Below are 21,496 nucleotides of genomic sequence, written 5' to 3'. Positions count from 1 at the left end.
TCTCGACGCCTACACGTAACAAAATGGTCTACGCCATGCCCGCCTGCGGCGGGTCGGTGGCTTGCTTCGCGAAGCCACCCTACGAATATATCCCAGGTAGTAAAAGCCTCAATGCCGCGTCTCAGCACGTAACTTTTCAACTTCCTTAACCGGCAGCTCTTCAATTTCCGCAATTAGCTGGTCGTTCATCTCGGTAAGGGCAATCAGTTTACGGGCAGCATTGCGCTTACTTTCCAAGGCGCGCTGCTCGGCTTCTTGACGGCCTTTCTCAATACCCAAGCGCTCAATTGTATTCACATAAGGCATATGCTTTTCCTCCTGTATGGCGTAGACCGCCTGGACAAATTCGGGTTCCAGTGCCTTGGGCAGCTGCAGCATCCAGTCGATGATGTTAAACAACTGCACTATCTGTTCTCGGCTGTAGCCCCGCTCATACAGCAGTCGAATCAGGGCAATCTTGACATCCTTGCGCGTCGCGCCGTCCCTCACCCGTTTGGCTTGAATCTGAGCTATCACTACCAATGCGAAAACGTTTTCACTGGCGTTGAGTTCTGCCCAATGCGTTTCCCAGTCGATCAGTTTAGCGGTGGGGAAAGTAAACGTCAGCTCGCACCCCCAACGCATATAATGAAATGTCGTCGGACGAAAGCTCTCGCGGGTGTCTGCCAATATTGCCAGGCTGACAACATCAATGCTGTAGCGGTCTCGCAGCCGATACTGATAGGTGTACATCCGCTCGGCAAAGGCGTCTTCAGGTTCACCTTGCACCTCGACATGGATCAGCACCCAAGTCTCACTACCATCGATGGCATATACCTTGATCAGCTTATCAGCGTAGCGTCTTCCACTATCGGCATCAGGCGTAATCTGCTGGAGCTCTTTATCCAGAAAACTGTAACCTTTAGACCAGTTTACCTGTTCCTTGATGACAGGGAACAACAGTGCCAGAAACTCTTGAAAATATGATTCCAACGCCATCTTCCACGGGCTATCGTGATCGGCGCGTAGGCTATCGTCCTGATCGCTCATGATGACTCCCTGTCGATTAATACTATTACTTTAGCACAAGGCAATTCACTGACATATCTCATTACCCGCTAAACACCAGCAGGCAAAGGCCAAGGTGGATTCCCGATTACCCCACTCGGGAATGACAGTTTGGAGGAGGCTTCGGGAATGGCAGAACCGTAGCCGGGCGGATGAACGACGCAAGTCACCAATTCTCGGCACCTACACGCGCTTTGCGGGTACCGCTGCCCGCCTGCGGCGGGTCGGTGGCTTGCTTCGCGAAGCCACCCTACGAATATATCCCAGGTAGTAAAAGCCTCAATGCCGCGTCTCAGCACGTAACTTTTCAACTTCCTTAACCGGCAGCTCTTCAATTTCCGCAATTAGCTGGTCGTTCATCTCGGTAAGGGCAATCAGTTTACGGGCAGCATTGCGCTTACTTTCCAAGGCGCGCTGCTCGGCTTCTTGACGCCCTTCTTGACGCCCTTCTTGACGCCCTTCTTGACGCCCTTCTTGACGCCCTTTCTCGATCCCTAGCTTCTCGCCTTTCTCAATACCCAAGCGCTCAATTGTATTCACATAAGGCATATGCTTTTCCTCCTGTATGGCGTAAATCGCCTGGACAAACTCGGGTTCCATTGCCTTGGGTAGCTGCAGCATCCAATCGATGATATTGAACAGCCGCACAATCTGTTCTCGGCGGTAGCCTCGCTCATACAGCAGCCGAATCAGGGCAATCTTGGCATCCTTGCGCGTAGCGCCGTCCCTCACCCGTTTGGCTTGAATCTGAGCTATCACTACCAATGCGAAAACGTTGTCACTGGCGCTGAGTTCCGCCCAATGCGTTTCCCAGTCGATCAGTTTAGCGGTGGGGAAAGTAAACGTCAGCTCGCACCCCCAACGCATATAATGAAATGTCGTCGGACGAAAGCTCTCGCGGGTGTCTGCCAATATTGCCAGGCTGACAACATCAATACTGTAGCGGTCTCGCAGCCGATACTGATAGGTATACATTCGCTCAGCGAACGCTTCTTCAGGTTCGCCTTGAACCTCGACATGGATCAGCACCCAAGTCTCACTACCATCGATGGCATATACCTTGATCAGCTTATCAGCGTAGCGTCTTCCACTATCGGCATCAGGCGTAATCTGCTGGAGCTCTTTATCCAGAAAACTGTAACCTTTTGACCAGTTTACCTGTTCCTTGATGGCAGGGAACAACGTAAGCGCCCTTAAATCGACACACTTGACCTAGCCGTGTTCTTTCACTTTTTTTCGGCGGGCGCCAAGTTCACGTTCCAGGGCAGCAGCGTTTCCAGTGCCTCTAACGTATCAGCGGTGGCGATGTGCTCCAGCACATAATGGATATAGGCAGCAGGCTCCAAGCCATTGGCTTTTGCCGTTTCGATGAGTGAATAACAGGTGGCACTGGCGTGAGCGCCGCGGGAGGTATCCGCGAACAGCCAGGCTCTTCGACCAACGGCAAACGGGCGAATGGCGTTTTCTGCCAGAACATTACTGATATGCAGGTCGCCGCGCGCACAATAGCCGATGAGGAAGTCCCATTGGTTCAGCGTATATTCCATCGCCTGACGCGTCAGGCTGCCTTTCATGACGCGGGTAACATTAGCCTCTAGCCAAGCCTTGAAGGCCTCAAGACGCGGAAGGCTCAGCTCCTGGCGGACACGGTAGCGTTCCACTTCGCTGAGATCCTTGATCTGCCGTTCGATGGCGTAGAGTTTGTTGATATGGCTAAGCCCTACCTCGGCCTTGGCCGGCGTGGCGCCCTTGCCTTTCGCGTTGACCTTGGCTGCCTTAGACGCTTCCACGAACTTGCGTCGCGCATGGTCCCAACAGCCAATGCGGGTAATGCCGTTGGCACGGCATACCTGGCCGTAACCGGCGTAGCCATCGGCCTGCAGGATCCCTGAGAAGTCGTCGAGTAGGCGCACCGGCACGCTGCCGCCGCGGGACGGGTCGTAGGCAAAGAGCACCGACGGTTGATCCGGTGGGCCACCTCGGGTGACCCACATCCATTTATCTGACTGAGCGGTCTTGCCGTCTTCCTTGAGCACTTGCAGCCGCGTTTCATCGGCTTGCAGATACGCGCTGCTGTTTTGCACTTCGCGCATCAGCGTGATCAAGGGCGTGAAGACGTCATTCAGGCGGATGATCCAGTTGGCCATCTGCGTGCGGCTAACAGCGTGGCCTAACCGCTTGAACATGCCTTCCAAGCGGTACAGCGGCAAACCGTCTGCGTACTTGGAGGTGATCACGTACGCTAGCAGTGACGTCGACGCCGTGCACTTGCCTAGCGGATGAACCGGACGCTCCGCAGTAAGGAGATGGTCGTTGCCCTCAAGCGGGAACACCGCTTTTTCCTGCCAGTATTCGAGGACTTTCAGCTGCGCGGGGATGAACTGAAGCTCTTCTTTTACCTTGGCGAAGAAGGTCTTGGTCGCCCCGACTTTTTCTTCTTCGCTGAGCGTAAGCTCAATACGCTCACGGACCAGAGTGTCGGAGAAGCCACGTTGGCGACGTTGACGTGAGGGACGCGGCGCGTCTTGCTCTTCGACATCGTCGGGTAACTGATCGCGTAGCGCCTCGATGTCAGCTTCCAACTCCGTCTCATCGAACAGATGAGCCTGGTTCGCAGACTTTTCACTGCGCGCGGCGAACTGCTGAATGCGCTGCAAGCGCAGCTTCTCTTCGAGCAATTGAATATAGAGATTACGTTGCTGTAACGCCGTCTGTTGAGCCGTCACCTGTTGCTGAAGCCCCGCCACAAGAGCCACTACCTCAGCGGCGGAGAGGCCACTGAGATCAGGCAGTTGGGAGGAGACTTCGGGGTGCTTTTTCATGGGCCAATGATACCAGATTCGGTGTGTTAAAGCACTGAAAATAAGAGCTTTATGGCCTATCCGACGCTGTCGTAATGCAGTGTTTTATGGCCGCGCATCAGGGTGATATCGTAGCCATCCAACAGCCAGTTGATCTGCTCGCCAGTCAACGCCATAACGTCATCCGAGGGGCCGGGCCACTTGAAGCGCTCCTCGGCCAGCGCCTTGTAGTAGAGCACGAAGCCATTGTCTTCCCACATCAGGCACTTGATTTTATTTCGCTGCCGGTTAGTAAAGGCATACAGCGCCCCGCTAAAGGGGTTGTGTCCCAGTTCTTGCTCCACCAGTAACGCCAGGCCGTTGGCTTGCTTGCGAAAATCGACCGGTGCGCGGTACAGGTAGATCTCGGGCATTTCCCACGCGGGGCGTAAATAGCGCGGCCGCTTCACAGTTGCCTCAGGATATCGCCCAGTAACGCCACGTTGCCCGCGTGCAAGCCCGTGACCGTGATACCGCCGGGCAGTGATACCGTAAGCCCCGTGGAGTCTATTTCTTTTGCGGTGCCGGTATTGGGATATGCGACGGTGGCAAAACCGGCGACTGGCTCTTTTGTTGACGATGCGCTGGCCAAGAGCTTTTGACGCCAGTAAGAAAACTGATGGTACTTTAGCGCTTGTTGCTTGCAAAACGCCATGCCGGACAAGCCAGAGGTTTGCCATTCGGTGACTTGTTGCTGCCAATATTGCTCACGTTCTTGATGCGTCATGACACCCCCTCACAAAGATCTGATGGCATCAGTGTGAGGGGATAAAAGCGAGAGCGGTAGATGCCGGTTTAAGGGCGCTTACGGAACAACAGTGCCAGAAACTCTTGAAAATATGATTCCAACGCCATCTTCCACGGGCTATCGTGATCGGCGCGTAGGCTATCGTCCTGATCGCTCATGATGACTCCCTGTCGATTAATACTATTACTTTAGCACAAGGCAATTCACTGACATATCTCATTACCCGCTAAACACCAACAGGCAAAGGCCAAGATGGATTCCCGATTACCCCCTCGGGAATGACAGTTCTGTGGGGAATTCGGGAATGACAATTCCCCATATCACCAAAACAAAACAGGCCGTGCCAACTTGGTTGGCACGGCCTGTTTTATCGAACGCGTACAAGTGTCTACCCTAAAGCGTCGAAAAGCTTAATCTGAAAAAGTGAATCAACTCAACCCCGCATATTCTCGTTGACCTGATCAGCCCCACTCGCTAGCCTTCTTTGCTTGAATACAGGTTATCCAATCAGGTGCAGTGCTATGCCCGTTACTCTTCCCTATGCCTTCCGCGGTGAAATACCCACGCCAACACCCAAAAAGCAGCCTAAAAAGCGCTTTTTTCGCTCACTATTCCAGCACCCGATCAGTGCATGGCTGCTGTGGATGATTATCGGCGCGATTCTGTATGACTTCGTGATCAAAGGTATCGGACTTCTCGCTATCAGTACCGCATCGCCCCCCTTGTTAGCCTTTGTGGGCGTCATCAGTATTGCCGCTTGCGGCGAATTGGCTACCTGGTTACACCATGGCAAGATTCCGCTGTCACTGACACTGCGGCTGGGGGCTGGCGCCTTATTGGCGATGCTGGTGTCCTTGCTCTTTTAATGCTGAAGAAGCATACACTTACTCTGAACCTAAGATCACCCCGTTAACTATTCACGGGGTGGAAGATTGACTCCAGTTACGCTGAAAGATAGCGACCTGCGCTGCGGCATTCAACAAGATCAAAAAGACCAGCGGCTCCAAAAAACGTGCGGGCATTGAAAACATGCAAAGCACCAGAACTGCGACCTGACAGCTCAACAGCCCAGTGACCCACGCCGGTCGCCAGACGCGGTTCAATAGTACCCACCCCAGTGATAGCCATGGCAACACAATGATAGCAATAAATCCGCTTGCCCCGACCAAGCCTGTTCCGGCGATCACATTAACCAAAAAAGACTGATAAGCCTGATAACCGATCAACCACGCACCTTCTTTCCCCGCCACGACATCACCCGCGCCAAACAGCCAATTCAGCTGCCATGTTTGCCAGGCCTGCTGCCAGAGCATCAGACGCTCGACAGTCCCGGCATGCACAAGATGGGCTTGCTCAACTTCACCACGTAGAAACATGCCAATCGCTTCCAATGGCGGCAGCACCGTTTCAACAAAACTTAGAGGGTTACGCGTGATCCAGTAATGACTCAGCATACCGAAGGCAAGTAGCAACAACACAACCATTGGTGCAAAGCGGGATGGACTAACAAACCGCGGTGCCATCTGGGCATGCTTGCCCAGCAGAAGTGTTAACATCAACAGGCTGATGCTTCCCACCAGTGTTGCCAGCCAGGCAGTGACATACCCTGTTCCCATCAAGATCATAACCCCCGGTATGATCAAGATAACAATCGCCATTGTCTGGTAAACAGGCCGCCATCCCCGGCCAACACGTTGCAAACTGGACAACAGCATGGCCAACAGCATGATTAACCCCACGCTGGTAAGAAACCCGACACGCCCTGGGTTTCCCCATGCGTTCGGCGCTGCAAAGACTCCACGGCTCAGTTGGCTCCAATCTGCATTCAGCATGAACGCCACCGCCCCCCCGCCTACCCATACCGTAAACAGCCAGAACCAATGCATCCGCATCTGAGCAAGCCACCATGCTACCGGCAAGCTGACCAGGCCGGACAACCCCAGATAAGGCCACCATGCACCTTGCTGAGAGGTATCAGCAAGAAGCATTCGCAACACCAGATAGGCCGTCAGCAACAGGCTTACCCAAAAAATGGATAACCGCGTCATGTCTCGCCACAACACTGGCCAACAAACGAATGCTGCCACCAAAAGTATAGCCAGCCCTATAAGCGCGATGCGCCCATCCAATGCCATGGTAGCCACCATGATATAAGCACCCACCATGGCAACATAGTACCGTTTGCTACCGACATAAGGGCGGTTTTGTAGCCGCAACAGAAGGCGCTGTGGGCGTGCCTGCTTTTCACGCCCCAGAATGGCAAGATGAAGGCGGCGCAACGCCTTGCTGGTCAACCAGGCATGGCGGATGAATACATCGTGGATAGCAATCACCGCAAGCAAGCCAACCAGGAGCAGTAAGTCCGGAACACCGGCCAGGGAGAATGACACACCCGCCCCCCCTAGCGACGCCACCAGTATCATTAAGATGAGCGAAGTCTGGCCAGGTGAAAATCCAGCACGTAAAAAAATATGGTGCAGATGTTCACGGTCGGCCGAAAATGGGCTGCGGCCTTTACGCAGGCGACGGAACATTAAACTGATGGTATCCATCACCGGCAGCGCCAATATCCAACCATAAGCAATAGGGCTGAGCACTGACTGCTCGCTCTGTGATAACGCGATAACAAACCAGGCAATTGCAAACCCCAGCGCCATACTGCCCGCGTCACCCATAAATACACTAGCTTTACGTCGCCAGGGATGACGCATATTAAATAGCAGGAAACCGATGATGGCAGCACCCAGCACCAATATCATACTGAAAAGCTGTAACTGACTTTGAAGCGAGGCAATAACAGCCAACCATGCCAAAATACTTAACGTGCTTCCCCCTGCTAACCCATCTACGCCATCCATCATATTGATAGCATTAATCAACCCTGTAACAGCCACCACGGTAAAGGGTATGGCAAACCACCCAAGGGAAATAATACCAAAGTAAGGAAACTGCCCCAGATAAGTAAGTTGCTGCCCTCCCCAAAGTACCATTATCAGTGCAGCAAGCACCTGAATAGCCAACTTGACTGTACTCTGCATATCACGGGCATCATCAATAACACCACATATCAATAAGAGCAAAGCCCCCAGATAAAAAGGCAAAAACTCAATTAAATCAATAGATAACCAAGGCTGTATAAGAAAAAAGCTGCAAAATACCCCTAACCCGCCGGTCAAGGGAATGATGCCTTGATGCTGCTTGCGCCCACCAGGTTTATCAGTTAAACCTAAATAACTAGCAGGATAGCGAAGCAAATAAATAGCTAAGCTGGAAACTATTAACGCAAAAAACGGGAGGAACGGAGTAACGACCATGATGATCCATTATCGTGTGTCGGTTATCAATAAACAGGCGGGGCAGTCAATATCAGATTCAATCAACTTTTTAGCCTTGCTGGCAGTGTTAAATAATGCATCTTTTGTAACATTAATTCCAGTTTTATCCAAAAAAAAAGCAGGCATGCATAAATGCACACGCCTGCTTTAATTAAATCTAAATTATATATATTAAATATTAAGCCGCTTGTTAGTCGCTACCAAATAAGTCTCGTGTATAAACTTTCTCTGCAATATCATCTAGTTCAGGCGCCATGCGGTTGGAGAGCACCACATCCGCTTCCTGCTTGAACGCGTCCAGATCGCGCAGCACGCGAGAACCGAAGAAAGTCTCCTCTTCCAGGGCAGGCTCGAATACGATGACCTCAATGCCCTTGGCCTTGATACGCTTCATCACGCCCTGCATGGCGCTGGCACGGAAGTTGTCCGAGCCGGTCTTCATGATCAGGCGGTAAACACCCACAACTTTAGGCTGGCGCTTGAGTACCTGCTCAGCAATAAAATCCTTGCGGGTGCGGTTGGCATCCACAATCGCCTGCACCATATTGCTCGGCACATCTTCATAGTTGGCCAGCAGCTGCTTGGTATCCTTGGGCAGACAATAACCGCCATAGCCAAAGCTCGGGTTGTTGTAGTGCTTGCCGATGCGCGGGTCCAGCCCTACCCCTTCGATGATCTGGCGGGTATCCAGCCCATGGGTTTCAGCGTAGGTATCCAGCTCATTGAAGTACGCCACCCGCATGGCCAGGTAGGTATTAGCAAACAGCTTAATGGCTTCGGCTTCCGTGCTGTTGGTGAACAGCACATCAATATCCTGCTTGATAGCGCCCTGCTTAAGCAGCGCCGCAAAGGTTTCGGCCCGCTCAGAACGCTCGCCGACGATAATCCGCGATGGGTGGAGGTTGTCAAAAAGCGCCTTGCCCTCGCGCAGAAATTCCGGCGAGAAGATCAGGTTGCGGGTGCCAAAGCGCTCACAGGCCTCAACGGTATAACCCACCGGCACGGTAGACTTGATCACCATCACCGCTTCAGGATTAATCGCCAACACATCCTCAATCACCGCCTCAACGCTTCGGGTGTTGAAGTAGTTGGTCACCGGGTCGTAATCCGTGGGCGTGGCGATTACCACATAATCCGCATCGCCATAGGCCGCCTGTTTATCCAGAGTGGCGGTGAACGCAAGCTCTCGGTTGGCCAGAAAATCGCTGATCTCCGCATCTTCAATCGGTGATGTACCCGCGTTCAGCAACGCGACCTTTTCCGGCACGATATCCACTGCCACTACGTCATTATGCTGAGCCAGCAACATGGCATTGGAAAGCCCGACATAGCCGGTGCCCGCAATAGCGATTTTCATTACTACTCCTTTACTAATCTCACATCAAAAACATCAGACGCGGTAAAAATCGCGATACCAGGCAACAAAGTTGGCAACGCCCTCTTTAACAGGCGTAGCCGGTTTATAGCCTACGGCGTTTTCCAATGCCGTGCTATCCGCATAGGTATCCGGAACATCACCCGGCTGAAGCGGCAGGAGTTCCTTGATAGCGGTCTTGCCCAATGCCTCTTCAATGGCTTCAATATAAGCGGAAAGCTTCACCGGATCATTGTTGCCAATATTGAAAATACGATAAGGCGCATTACTGCTAGCCGGGTCAGGGTTATCGCTGTTCCATTCCGGGTTTGGCGTAGCAATATTATCGTTGACCCTGACAACACCCTCAACAATATCATCTACATAAGTAAAGTCACGCGTGTGGTTGCCGTGGTTAAACACCTGGATAGGCTCACCGGCAAGGGTTTTCCGGGTGAACAGGAACAAGGCCATATCCGGGCGCCCCCAGGGGCCGTAAACGGTAAAAAAGCGCAACCCTGTCGTCGGCAAACGATAGAGATGGCTATAGCTATGCGCCATCAATTCGTTGGCTTTCTTTGTGGCCGCATAGAACTGCAGTGGATGATTGACGCTCTCATGTTCAGAAAACGGCATCTTGGTATTCGCGCCATACACACTGCTGGTGCTGGCATAGCTGAGATGCTCAACCTTATGATGACGGCAAGCCTCAAGAATATTTGTAAAAGCCACCACATTGCTCTGCACATAGGCGTGCGGGTTTTCCAATGAATAACGCACCCCCGCCTGTGCCGCCAGATGAATCACTCTCTCTGGCTTATGTGCCTCAAAGGCTGTATTCACCGCCACCTGATCCGCCAGATCCTCGCGTACGAACACATAGTCACTGCCCGTACGTGCTGCAGTCTCTTCCAATATGTTAAGGCGCGCCTCTTTGACACTTGTATCGTAATAATCATTCACCACATCAAAGCCGATCACGCTATCGCCACGTTCAAGAAGCCGCTTAGCAGTGTGAAAACCAATAAAGCCGGCATTGCCGGTAACAAGCACTTTCATAGAGTTTCTTCCCAGGTGAGCAAGCAAGTAATGAACGTTAAAGGCGCAGATCCACCGCTTCTTTAGGCAACACATATTTCAGGTCATACAGCACATGATCCGGCTTGCCCCAGGCACGAATGCCCTCAGCGCCCAAGGCGCGGAACTCGCGATGAGAAACCGCCAGCACCATGGCGTCATAGACACCCATCTCGGGCTCTGCGACAGGGTGAATAGCATATTCGGCGTAGGCTTCGGCCTTGTTCACCTGAGGATCGAAAACATCCACATGGACACCGTAATCCGCAAGTTCCGCCAAAATATCCACCACACGGGTATTGCGGATATCCGGGCAGTTTTCCTTGAACGTCAGGCCCATCACCAGAATCCGCGCGCCTTCCACCTGTATGCGCTGCTTGAGCATCTGCTTGATCAGCTGGCCCGCCACATAGGCGCCCATACCATCGTTCAGGCGCCGCCCGGCCAGAATCATGTCCGGGTGATAGCCCACCTGCTCCGCCTTGTGAGTCAGGTAATAAGGGTCCACGCCAATGCAGTGGCCACCCACCAGGCCCGGCCGAAAAGGCAGAAAATTCCACTTGGTGCCTGCGGCTTCCAGCACCTCCTCGGTATCAATCCCAAGGCGGTTAAAAATCACCGCCAACTCATTGATCAAGGCAATATTGATATCGCGCTGAGTGTTCTCAATTACCTTGGCGGCTTCAGCCACGCGGATGCTGCTGGCCAGATGGGTGCCCGCCACAATCACCTTGCAGTAAAGTGCATCAATAAAAGCAGCGGCTTCAGGCGTAGAGCCTGAGGTGACCTTTTTGATGGTGGTGACGCGGTGCTCCTTATCCCCCGGGTTGATGCGCTCCGGGCTATAGCCCGCAAAAAAATCCTGGTTGTAGACCAGGCCTGAAACGCGCTCTACCACGGGGATACAGTCTTCTTCCGTGGCACCGGGGTAGACGGTGCTCTCATAAATCACCACATCGCCCTTGGCCACCACCTGGCCCAGGGTTTCACTGGCTTTTATCAAAGGGGTAAGGTCTGGCCTGCGAGTGCTATCAATCGGTGTGGGTACCGTGACGATATAGACATTGCAATCACGCAGGGCTTCCAGCTCACTGGCGAAACTAAGCTGGGTCGCCTCTGCCAGCAGCTCCGGCTCCACTTCCAGGGTGTTATCTACTCCACTGCGCAATTCAGCAATTCGCCCACTGTTAATATCAAACCCCACAGTGGGCAGCACCTTGCCAAATTCCACAGCCAACGGCAGGCCGACATAGCCCAAGCCGATAATGCCCAGGCGGGCGTTATCCATGCTAAGCATCGAGAATCCTTTAATAAGATTGATTTGAAGGGAGGGGATGAACGCTTTGGTTTGCAGGGGCTCGGTTTTAATCCGGTAATAAACAACCCAGGGCGGCATTAATGACGATCAGTTCATCAAATTCACGCTCAATGCGCAAACGTGCGGCATTGCCTGCCGCCTGTAGCTCTGCATGAGGCTTATCAAGGCAAGCCAACATGGCGTTAGCCAATGAATCCGCGCTTTTTACCTGGCAAAGCCAGCCAGTTACCCCGGCTTTAACCGCATGGCGGCAACCCGGCACATCCGACACAATGGCTGGCCGCCCCATGGCCGCTGCCTCCAGCACGGTGCGCGGCATGCCTTCGCGGTAAGAAGGCAGCACCAGCACATGGGCTTGCTGGATAAAAAAGCGCACATCAGGCTGTTCGCCCAGGTAATCAATCACCCCCACCTGCTGCCACTGGCGCACCTCGTATTCAGTGATCGCGGTGCGGTTGCTGGCGCCATGGGGGCCAATCAGCATAAAACGCGTATTGGGGTGCTGGGCTATCACTTGCTCGGCGGCATGCACGTATTCGCGTACACCCTTATCGCCCAATAGCCTTGCGATCATCACAAAGGTGAAGGGGCCACTTTCGGGGAGAGAAGAAAATTCAAAGCGGGCGGTATCAATACCCGACCCAGGTAATACGGTGGTGGGTGTGGTGCGCAGCAAACCATGGGACTGAAACAGATCGTGGTCTTCCTGGTTCTGGAAAAAAACCCGCCTGGCGCCACGGTTGGCCACGCCATACAGGGAACGTACCCGGCGAAACAACCAGGTATCGTGAAGAAAGGCCGTGCCCAGGCCAGAAACATTATTAGCGTAAGGAATCCCCAGCACTCGGCAGGCCAACCCGGAATAAATGTTGGCCTTTACGGTAAAGTTGAACACAAAGGCAGGCTGAAGGCGGCGCAGCGCATTACCCAGTGCCCACAGGCTTTTGGCCTCGCCAAGCAAACGAGTGCTTTTTCCCTCCATGGGCAGCGCCTGATGCTCAATGCCCAATTCATCTTCCAGGCGTTGGGCGTAATCATCCAAGGGCGCTAGCGACACAACCCGATAACCTGCCTCACGCAGAGCCAACAGCGTGCCACGGCGAAAGTTGTAGAGGTAAAAGGAGGTATTAGCGACCAGGACGATAGTGTGATGGCGTTGCATCAAAGACCCACCACGCGGTAAGGCAACCAGGCATAGGCATGGGCGGCAAAGAACAGCCAGACTGCCTGTACCAAGGTGTAATAGGCCACGACCCCTAAAACAATAAAACCTCGGCTAGTACCGCCACTGACAATAAGATGTAAATGCGAAAATACAAACAACTGCAGTGGAATCAAATAAAGCGCAACACGGTCCGTGGCTGTAGATGACAGCACCACTAAGGGAATACAAGCAATAGCGAATACTGACATCCACCACCATAAACGCTGTTCAGATCGATTTAAGCGCATTCGCCGGTTAAACAGCAAAAACATAATGGCCGGTACGGCGTTCATCAGTACCCGTATTAGCCCACCCTGAGATTGATAATCCGCTTCTACGTAGTTAGCCCATAGCTGGTCTACGGAATCAAACAAAAATAGATAGCCACCAACTAAGGAAGCAGCTGCCCCCCAAGCCAGGGATATAAAGCGGCTCTGGCTAGCCGCCAAGCCTGCCACCGGTAACATCAGCACCGCTGACTTATGAAACGCCGCCCCAATCAGCACCCAAAACACAAAAGTACGAACACGGCCATCGCCCAGCGCCACCAGGCCTAACAACACAAACCCCAAGGCGACAGCCTGACGGGTGTACCCCATACCCACCACAATAATCAGGTAAGGCACAGCCACCAGCAGCGCCAGCCAGGGCAAGGGCTGACGGCGCGCAAAGGCAACAATCCCCGCCATTAAAATTGCGCCAGAGACCAAATTAACCCAGTAGATATTGCCGCCTAACTTTACTGCTAGCCAATTAAGCAGGTAATAACCGGGGTCGCCGTTTGTAACCACTTCCAACAGAGACATAGCAGCGGCGCGATCTACATAAGCAAGATAAGAAAACCAATCGGCGCCGACCTGAAAGCGCAGACCTATCACCAAGGTAAACAAACTACCCACCAGCCACCACATCACAGGCTGAGAGCGGGCGTTCAAACGTTGTCTGGAAAGCACACCAACGGCGGGTATTAAAAAAAACAACCAATAAGGCAGCATAACGCTCACTTACAAAACAAAGGCTGCAGGGGCAGCACTTTAAATAGAAAACCTATGGCAGGCTTGGACGCCAGCGCCGCTGCCACGCCAGCAGCTGCAACACCGCCCAAAGTTGCTGGGCATGGTGGCCCTGGCCTTTAAGATGCGCCTGCCAAAGCCTGCGCACTTTATAGGCATTCAGCATGGGTAACGCCTGCAAGCTGGCGGGGGTAAGCAGGCTTTCCGCCCACTCACGCAGCGGGCCGCGCAGCCAGTCATCCAGGGGCACGGCAAAGCCCATCTTGGGGCGCTCTATCAGTTCGCGGGGCACATGGCGGTAGAGTAGCTGGCTCAATACCCACTTGCCCTGGCCATCCTTGAGCTTGGTTTCAGCGGAGATGCGCCAGGCAGTATGAAACACTTCTGGGTCCAGGAAAGGCACGCGTACTTCCAGGCTAGAGGCCATGCTGGCGCGATCCACCTTGACCAGCACGTCGTCGACCATATAGTGAAGGGTATCCATCAGCAGCATCCACTCCACGCTATTGAAGTGAGCCAGTGCCGGGAAAAGAGCTTCCGGCTGCGCATTCTGGCCAGCATTGTTCATCAGCGCAGCGGGCTGGCGGTTCATTGAGGCCACGCCAGCAAATAGCGCCCGCTCGCTAGAACTTTCCAGCACGGCAGCAAGCTTATGCAGTTTCTCACCAAAGGTGCGCATCTGAAACCGCTTGGGCATCACCCTACCCCCCATGCGCATCAACGCATCATAACGGTGGGAAGGGATTGCCTTAAGCGTCATCGCCAGAGCACGCCGCGCCGGTAACGGCAAACGTTTGAGATTGTGCCAAATGCGCGGTACCCATAAATGGCGGTTATAACCGCCGAACAGCTCATCACCCGCATCGCCGGAGAGAGCAACTGTCACGTGCTCACGGGTCAAGCGTGACACCAGAGCAGTAGGCAGCTGGGAGGAATCGGCAAAGGGCTCGTCGTAGAGTTCTGGCAGGCTTGGCACAAGATCCAGCGCCATAGTTGAGGTGGCATTCAGCGTCAGGTGCTGTGTGCCAAGGTGGCTGGCAATGGCTTCTGCATGCCGGGATTCATCATAGCGGGCATCATCAAAACCTACCGAGAAGGTGCGCACCGGGTGCTCAGACTGGCGCTGCATCAGGGCCACAATCAGCGAGCTATCAATACCGCCGGAGAGAAAAGCCCCCAAAGGCACATCAGACAGCATGCGGCTTCGCACAGCGTTGCCCAATGCCTTCTCTACCGCATCAATAGCTGCTTCTGGTGAGGCCAATGGCGGTTCTGCCATGGCAGCCCGCGCCGCCTGCTCTGCTGACCACCACTGCACAGGCGCTGGCAACCGACCCGCTTGAACATTAGCATGAGTGATGGTCAGCAGAGACCCCGGCGGCAACTTGGCCACGCCCTGAAAGATACACGCCCCGCCCCCCACGCAGCCAAAGCGCAGATAACCCTCCAACGCTTCAGTAGCTAAAGTTCCCTGCCACTCTGGGTGAGCCATTAAGGCCTTAAGCTCTGAACCAAACAGCAAGGGGCCACGCCCAGTAATATCGCCATCATCATTACCGACACCTTGGGCAAAGCCATAGTAAAGCGGCTTCTCGCCAAAGCGGTCACGTGCCAGCGTCAGCGTGTGCGTTTTACGATCCCACAGTGCAATGGCCAGCATGCCCACACAGCGCTTTAGTGTTTCTTCAATGCCCCAGTGTGCCACCGCCTGAAGCAGGGTCTCGGTATCCGAATGACCCCGCCACTGAACTTGTTCACCCTCTACTTCCTGCAGCTCACGCCTAATATCCAGATGGTTATAAATTTCGCCGTTAAACGCCATCACATAGCGCCCACACGCCGAGTGCATGGGCTGATGGCCCGCTGGGGAGAGATCGAGGATGGAGAGGCGCCGGTGGGCAAGATTTAGCCCTACTTGCTCTTCGCACCAGGTACCAACGTCATCAGGGCCACGATGAATAATCTGCGAGGCCATATGGCGTGCAATATTCTCCTGCGGCGCAGAGTGACCCCAAAAACCTGTAATGCCACACATCGTCAGCCTTTCCTTCCTGCGTTTAAAAGAATGTTGGCTAACAGGGGTGCTTGCGCCTGCAATGAATAATGCTGCTCTACAGCTTGTCGGCCCCGTTTTCCTAGCGATTGGCGTAATGAAGAGTCCACCAGTAAGCGGCTAAGCGCATCACTCCACTGTGCTGAACTTTCGGCCAGCTCGCCACACTGCCAGTGCTGAACTATCTCAACATTGACGCCCACCGGGGAAGCGACCACTGGTTTACCAGCCGCCATATACTGAATCAGCTTGTAGCCGCACTTACCGCGCTCCCATGGGCCATCATGCAGCGGCATAATACCGATATCAAAACTTTCTATTGAATGCGCTTCACTCTCTTCAGACCAGGGCAAGATCACTACCGGCAATTCGCCAAACTGAAAAGCTAACTCAGGATGCGCGCCTACAAGCACAAGCCGAACACCATATTTGCGATGCATCGCTTCTAGCACTGGTTTCAGCTGCAACACGTAGTGCTGAGTGGAAGGCGAGCCAACCCAGCCAATCACAAGTGGTGTGCTTTTCTCATGACATATTTTATTGGAAACAGAGTAACGGGCGGCATCGACAACGGTAGGAACTAGCTCAACCTGTTTTGCACCGGCCTGGTGTGCTCGCTCAGCCAGGTAACTATTGCCACAGATGACTACCGATGCATTGGCCATCACTTTGTCTATTTTTTGACCCAACAGGGAACGTACTAAACGCCGAGAAGAAAGATCATAGTTATGGAATACGGCATCATCATAATCCACAACGTACGGCACACCACGTGGCAGCAGCCCCTGCTCTAACCAATATGGGATATAAGGCAGTGCTTCATACTCCAGCCAGATTAGATCAATCTGCTTAAGGTTGCGTAGTTGCTTGATGCGTTGTAGATAACAGCAAGCCACAGAAACCAAGGAGCGCCCTTTTCCTTCGTAGAGATGTTTCAGGTACTCATCATCAAACAAGGCATAGGAAGTCACATTGATACCAGCCTGTTTCAATGCTGGCAGATACTGCAAGGAGCGTAGACGACTGCTGGCGCCCAGGCGGGAGTACTTGGAGAATAGTTCTACGTTCAAGGAGCTATCCAGACAAAAGACAAAAAAATTGGTCCATACAAGCGGGCCCACAATACCCAAGTGCAATACTGCTCTCATCGATAGCCATCAGGGTTCTTGTGCTGCCAGCGCCAGGTATCGGCCATCATATCGCCCAGACTGCGGCGGGCCTTCCAGCAAAGCTCTCGCTCGGCAAGTGACGCATCGGCCCAGCAAGAGGCCACGTCGCCGGAGCGGCGCGGCTCGATGCGATAGGGCACCTCCCGTCCCGAAGCCTCCTCAAAGGCCTTGATCACCTCGAGTACCGAGTGTCCCTGGCCAGTGCCCAGGTTCCAAGTGCGCACTCCGTGGCGTTCTGCCAGGGCATTCAGCGCGCACAGGTGCCCTTCTGCAAGATCCATCACATGGATGTAGTCTCGAACTCCGGTGCCATCTGGCGTTGGGTAGTCGCTGCCATAGATCGCCAGGCACTCTCGGCGTCCCACGGCGACCTGAGCCACATAGGGCAGCAGGTTATTGGGAATGCCTTGAGGGTCTTCGCCGATCTGCCCGCTTGCATGGGCGCCTACCGGGTTGAAGTAGCGCAACAGCGCAATGGACCAGTGCGGATCCGATACGGCTAGATCCCTCAGCACCTCCTCCACCATCAGTTTGGAGCGGCCGTAAGGGTTGGTGGGCAGCCCGGTGATAAGGCCTTCATGCAGCGGCATGGTGTGGGCATCACCATATACGGTGGCCGAAGAGCTGAACACCAGGCGCGTGACTCCAGCCGCCTTCATGGCTTGGCACAGCGTAACGGTGCCGGTGACGTTATTCTCGTAATAGGTGAGCGGCTGCCGCATGCTTTCCCCCACCGCCTTAAGCCCGGCAAAGTGAATCACGGCTTTGACCGCATGTTCACTGAACAAACGATCCAGCAAAGTCCGGTCACGAATATCGCCCTGTACAAACACCATATCTGTTCCGGCCAGTTGCTTCACTCTTCGCAGTGATTCTCGCGAGGAATTGCAAAGATTATCCAACACCACAACGTTATGTCCATTGCGAAGCAACTCCAGCACGGTGTGGGAACCGAGATAGCCAGCACCACCGGTGACCATAATCTTCATTAAGCCCTCTCAGTTTCAGTCACAAACCCATAAACTTCTGAAGCACTCGATATGCCTTATCACTGAATCCGTGAGAGCCTCGAATAAAATCTTTATCATCAATTACTTACTATAAAAAACAGGCGTGATTTTGGATGAAACGAAAAATGGTCTATCTTTCTTTTTTTAAATTATTTTTTTAAAAAAAGCCCACGGATTCAAGTTATTATCGTTTTTGCAGTCAGTGAGAGTAAAGCTATAAATTAAACCGTTAATATGCTGCTGAAATATACAGAAATATTAATTTAAAGATAATATATCTCACTTCTCCGAAGCCAGAATTCTATTTATCCATGATTCAAAATTTATATTTTTCTCATACCTTGACACATATTGAGAACTGTCGTTGCGCTGTTTTTTTACCAAGTTAATGAAATCTACACCAAGATTCTCAGAGTCAAGATATCTTTGAGACACTGATGAATCATCTAAGGAACGGTGTTCAAGTATTCGAGCTGATCTCGCTGCAATCCAATAGTAAATCTTTGCGGAAAAAGGCACAGGAGATAATATAAAAACTGTTTTTCTTGAAGCACCATTAACAAGGCAACTTAGAACCCACCTAAAATTTTTAAACCAAGTCTTAAAACTTCTAGTAGAAAGAAATATTATATTTAATTTATCGCTGGCTTCTTTGCAAATATGAGAATTTAAATCGCCCACTCTCTCTTGCGAAAACGCACCAAAAAAAACATCATTGAAAATGATGTTTTTTCTTTCTAACGATGCCGGAACAATACTAAAAACAGGCAAGTAGTCAAGATCATATTTGACGCAATCCTGTGGGTTGAATGAGTAAACAATGCTGCTATATTTCTTCATATCAATTAAAGATATTTCATCTATATCAGAGACTTTGTCCCATAAATATAATATAGGTTTTATTCCAGCTTCTGCGAGAAAAACAATATCGTCAGACGAAATATCATGACCTAAAACTAGTATTACATATACATTTTTATTTTTGATTGATGAAATCCCTTTTTTTATTCTTTTTAATTTCATTAAATTGAGATTTTTTCTTAAACCTAAAAACGTCAAAATCTTGGTGATTGCGAATGGCATCCTCGAGTAAGTAACAACCTTACTACATATATTAAGCCTTTGAGCTTCTTTACGAATTATAGTTTCATAGCCATAAAAACGTGGAATTACCAAATAAAAATCTGGAACAGTACCCATTTAAAATCTCACTCATTTATTCTTAAGTCTACGTATGGTTTTAAGAAGCTCTTCAGACTTTTTTCCAGCATCATAACTTCTCTCTAATGCTATGAAATCGCCAAAATTATTTTCTTTAATTGCTTCAATTAACGAAGAAAAATCAGTAATAGGAACAGATTCACTTCCTTCAGCGAAAAAACTAACTTCTTCATCTGTCAGTTGATCCGATATGACGACAGCAAGTACTCCTGAATAATATTTTCCTGGGAGAAAAGTTGAAAATTCCCCAACATATAAAGTCTCCTCATCCACACAATTTTTCTCTTGAATTTCAAAGCCTCTATTAAAGAAGGTAGATTTACATTCACTTGGATGCAGCCGAATCAAAAATATTATACCAGCTTCATTGCAAGCATCTGCAAGGCCATTTATTAGAAAATCGTTAATTTCTATATCCCTATTGCTTACCCAAACAATCTTTTTAACCGGATACCTTTTTATATTATTTTCACCCAAACACTCGACCGGAAATCCATGCACTAAATAAAAGGCGTCAGGATTTTTTTTACTAAATTTTTCTCTATAGGCATTGTTATAAACTACTTGTATTTTGCATCTAATGCATGGAAATATGTTAGAATTATTAAAAATACTGGAGCGCATAAGCCCATGTTGATAACCAACTGAAAAACTATTCACAACCCCTAAATAAGATACTAAAAATGACTCCCCATTAAAAAAGTCTTGATACACATAGAAGTTTTTTTCAATTAGCTTTGTTTTTTTATCATCTATCCAGTTTAGCAGCAAAAATAAAGCTAGCTTCCTTAACCTCCTAGGCATGAAGTTCTTATCTATTATAAGCATATCAAGCGCAGATATTATTTGGTAAAAACCAACCTCTCTGTCTCCTCCGATATAAATTGATGAGTAATTATTTGCTATTTCTTCAGTTTGTCTGTTTTTCACTCTGATGAAAACATTGGATGATTTATTGAAATTGACCTGAGGAGAGACAATCGACAACAACGCAATAATAAGTAATTTTATTTTATCTTTCTTCCGCTTGGGAGGAGCGCCAGTTGCTTGGGTTTCATATAAAAACCTTTTTACTGAACTAGTCCACTTCAAGTGACTTCTGAATAATAAAGTTCGATTCACAATATGCACTCTAATATTTTATCAAAAGATTGATAACCTTCTTCATTCATACTTCTCAACTGGGGTAAATTTTCAAAATCATTTAATTTGATTTTTATCTCATCCTTCAAATCAGAGATTTTTTTTGACCTATCTAATAAATACACTCTTTCAGGGAAGTTATGAAAGATTTCTCTGTGAGCAGGGATATCAGAAAGTACACAAAGTGTCCCTGATGCGATAGCTTCAAGAACCAATATAGGCATACCTTCATGATGCGACAGAGAAATGAACAGCTTACTTTGCGACAAAATATTTATCAAATCTGGTTTTTTTAAGTATGGCAGACTGCGATCAGAAATGGAACTTCCCCCCTGCCCGAAGGAAACGTATTCTAAATTAAGTTCGTTGGCTAAGAGCCTAGAGTAATAGTCGTTTAAATAAGCTCCCTTAAACCAAGCCCCTGATATAAAAGAAGAAATTTGCCCTCTTTTCCCAACACTTCCAGAATTAATTTCACCTAGCATTTCAAATAAATTTACTATTAAATCTTTTCCATTATCCGAGGCAAGGTGTTTAGCAACATATACCTTTTCAATGCTATCTTTATTTTTCACCTTTATTACATTTTCTACTTCTGCTCCCCATATATCATCGGACTGTACTACTTGAACGATTCTACAAATTTTTTTTTCTTCCACATACTCAATGTCGTCAGGCCAAGAAAAAAACAAAACATCTGGCACTGTTTTACAGAAATAAATTTTGTTTTTAAACAAGTTACCAGACAAAATATATCTTAGATACTTCGCAAGCCTGAACAGAAAACGATAACCTTTAACCCTTAAATAAGGTGGTGCGTAAAGCATGGTGCATTCATTTTTTCCATTAAGATGGTTTTTTATTTTTCTAAGAACAAGATTACCACCAGACTTAGTGCCAGAATATGGTGCTATGATACATATTTTCTTGCGCTCATCTTTTTTTTCCATAATATAAGCTAGCT

The 21,496-nt window shown here is 50.4% G+C and carries 19 protein-coding genes; 2 read left to right on the top strand and 17 right to left on the bottom strand.

Going from position 1 to position 21,496, the window contains the following annotated elements:
• Nucleotides 1-108: 108 nt before the first annotated feature.
• From OR573_04955 to OR573_04935, 5 genes are all read right to left on the bottom strand, one after another.
• Nucleotides 109-1,029: a hypothetical protein gene (locus OR573_04955; GenBank protein XGA81005.1), complete on the bottom strand. Its 921-nt coding sequence runs from the start codon at nt 1,027-1,029 to the stop codon at nt 109-111.
• 297 nt (nt 1,030-1,326) lie between these two features.
• Nucleotides 1,327-2,229, bottom strand: coding sequence for a hypothetical protein (locus tag OR573_04950; protein XGA81004.1), 903 nt, complete (start codon nt 2,227-2,229; stop codon nt 1,327-1,329).
• 44 nt (nt 2,230-2,273) lie between these two features.
• Complete coding sequence (locus OR573_04945; protein XGA81003.1) at nt 2,274-3,869, bottom strand: IS66 family transposase; 1,596 nt, start codon at nt 3,867-3,869, stop codon at nt 2,274-2,276.
• Nucleotides 3,870-3,925: 56 nt separating this feature from the next.
• A complete protein-coding gene (gene tnpB / locus OR573_04940) occupies nt 3,926-4,261 on the bottom strand; it encodes an IS66 family insertion sequence element accessory protein TnpB (GenBank protein ID XGA81002.1) in 336 nt (111 codons plus the stop codon).
• 32 nt (nt 4,262-4,293) lie between these two features.
• Nucleotides 4,294-4,614, bottom strand: coding sequence for a hypothetical protein (locus OR573_04935; GenBank protein ID XGA81001.1), 321 nt, complete (start codon nt 4,612-4,614; stop codon nt 4,294-4,296).
• Nucleotides 4,615-5,156: 542 nt separating this feature from the next.
• Here OR573_04935 and OR573_04930 point away from each other — a divergent pair.
• Nucleotides 5,157-5,501 (top strand): hypothetical protein, encoded by a 345-nt coding sequence (locus OR573_04930; protein ID XGA81000.1) that lies wholly within the window; start codon nt 5,157-5,159, stop codon nt 5,499-5,501.
• 51 nt (nt 5,502-5,552) lie between these two features.
• On the opposite strand, the gene OR573_04925 is transcribed toward OR573_04930, so the two are convergent.
• Entirely contained in the window at nt 5,553-7,949 is a 2,397-nt protein-coding gene (locus tag OR573_04925; GenBank protein ID XGA80999.1) for an MraY family glycosyltransferase, read from the bottom strand.
• Between OR573_04925 and OR573_04920 the strand changes: the two genes are divergently transcribed.
• Nucleotides 7,948-8,121 (top strand): hypothetical protein, encoded by a 174-nt coding sequence (locus tag OR573_04920; protein ID XGA80998.1) that lies wholly within the window; start codon nt 7,948-7,950, stop codon nt 8,119-8,121. The genes OR573_04925 and OR573_04920 overlap by 2 nt on opposite strands.
• Before the next feature lie 39 nt (nt 8,122-8,160).
• Here OR573_04920 and OR573_04915 read toward each other — a convergent pair whose 3' ends face one another.
• From OR573_04915 to OR573_04865, 11 genes are all read right to left on the bottom strand, one after another.
• Nucleotides 8,161-9,327, bottom strand: coding sequence for a nucleotide sugar dehydrogenase (locus OR573_04915; GenBank protein ID XGA80997.1), 1,167 nt, complete (start codon nt 9,325-9,327; stop codon nt 8,161-8,163).
• Nucleotides 9,328-9,360: 33 nt separating this feature from the next.
• Nucleotides 9,361-10,383, bottom strand: coding sequence for an NAD-dependent epimerase (locus OR573_04910; protein ID XGA80996.1), 1,023 nt, complete (start codon nt 10,381-10,383; stop codon nt 9,361-9,363).
• 37 nt (nt 10,384-10,420) lie between these two features.
• Nucleotides 10,421-11,698, bottom strand: a complete 1,278-nt coding sequence (tviB, locus tag OR573_04905) for a Vi polysaccharide biosynthesis UDP-N-acetylglucosamine C-6 dehydrogenase TviB (protein ID XGA80995.1) — start codon at nt 11,696-11,698, stop codon at nt 10,421-10,423.
• A gap of 67 nt (nt 11,699-11,765) precedes the next feature.
• Nucleotides 11,766-12,881, bottom strand: a complete 1,116-nt coding sequence (locus OR573_04900; GenBank protein XGA80994.1) for a glycosyltransferase family 4 protein — start codon at nt 12,879-12,881, stop codon at nt 11,766-11,768.
• Complete coding sequence (locus OR573_04895) at nt 12,881-13,822, bottom strand: EpsG family protein (GenBank protein ID XGA80993.1); 942 nt, start codon at nt 13,820-13,822, stop codon at nt 12,881-12,883. The genes OR573_04900 and OR573_04895 overlap by 1 nt, the downstream gene beginning before the upstream one ends.
• A gap of 148 nt (nt 13,823-13,970) precedes the next feature.
• Nucleotides 13,971-15,971, bottom strand: coding sequence for an asparagine synthase (glutamine-hydrolyzing) (gene asnB / locus OR573_04890; GenBank protein XGA80992.1), 2,001 nt, complete (start codon nt 15,969-15,971; stop codon nt 13,971-13,973).
• Nucleotides 15,972-15,973: 2 nt separating this feature from the next.
• Entirely contained in the window at nt 15,974-17,059 is a 1,086-nt protein-coding gene (locus OR573_04885; protein ID XGA80991.1) for a glycosyltransferase family 4 protein, read from the bottom strand.
• Nucleotides 17,060-17,133: 74 nt separating this feature from the next.
• Nucleotides 17,134-18,147: a UDP-glucose 4-epimerase GalE gene (gene galE / locus OR573_04880; protein ID XGA80990.1), complete on the bottom strand. Its 1,014-nt coding sequence runs from the start codon at nt 18,145-18,147 to the stop codon at nt 17,134-17,136.
• A 300-nt stretch (nt 18,148-18,447) separates the two neighbouring features.
• On the bottom strand, nt 18,448-19,368 hold the full coding sequence (locus OR573_04875; protein ID XGA80989.1) for a hypothetical protein: 921 nt from the start codon (nt 19,366-19,368) through the stop codon (nt 18,448-18,450).
• Nucleotides 19,369-19,380: 12 nt separating this feature from the next.
• Nucleotides 19,381-20,511, bottom strand: coding sequence for a hypothetical protein (locus OR573_04870; GenBank protein ID XGA80988.1), 1,131 nt, complete (start codon nt 20,509-20,511; stop codon nt 19,381-19,383).
• The gene (locus OR573_04865) at nt 20,508-21,482 is read right to left on the bottom strand and encodes a glycosyltransferase (protein ID XGA80987.1); all 975 of its coding nucleotides are present in this window, start codon (nt 21,480-21,482) and stop codon (nt 20,508-20,510) included. The genes OR573_04870 and OR573_04865 overlap by 4 nt, the downstream gene beginning before the upstream one ends.
• Between the last annotated feature and the right edge of the window lie 14 nt (nt 21,483-21,496).

Origin of the sequence: Halomonas sp. CH40 (genome assembly GCA_041875495.1) — a bacterium.
Taxonomy (GTDB): Bacteria; Pseudomonadota; Gammaproteobacteria; order Pseudomonadales; family Halomonadaceae; genus Vreelandella.
Note: the sequence above shows the minus strand (reverse complement) of the source record. Positions and strands in the feature narration are given on the sequence as shown.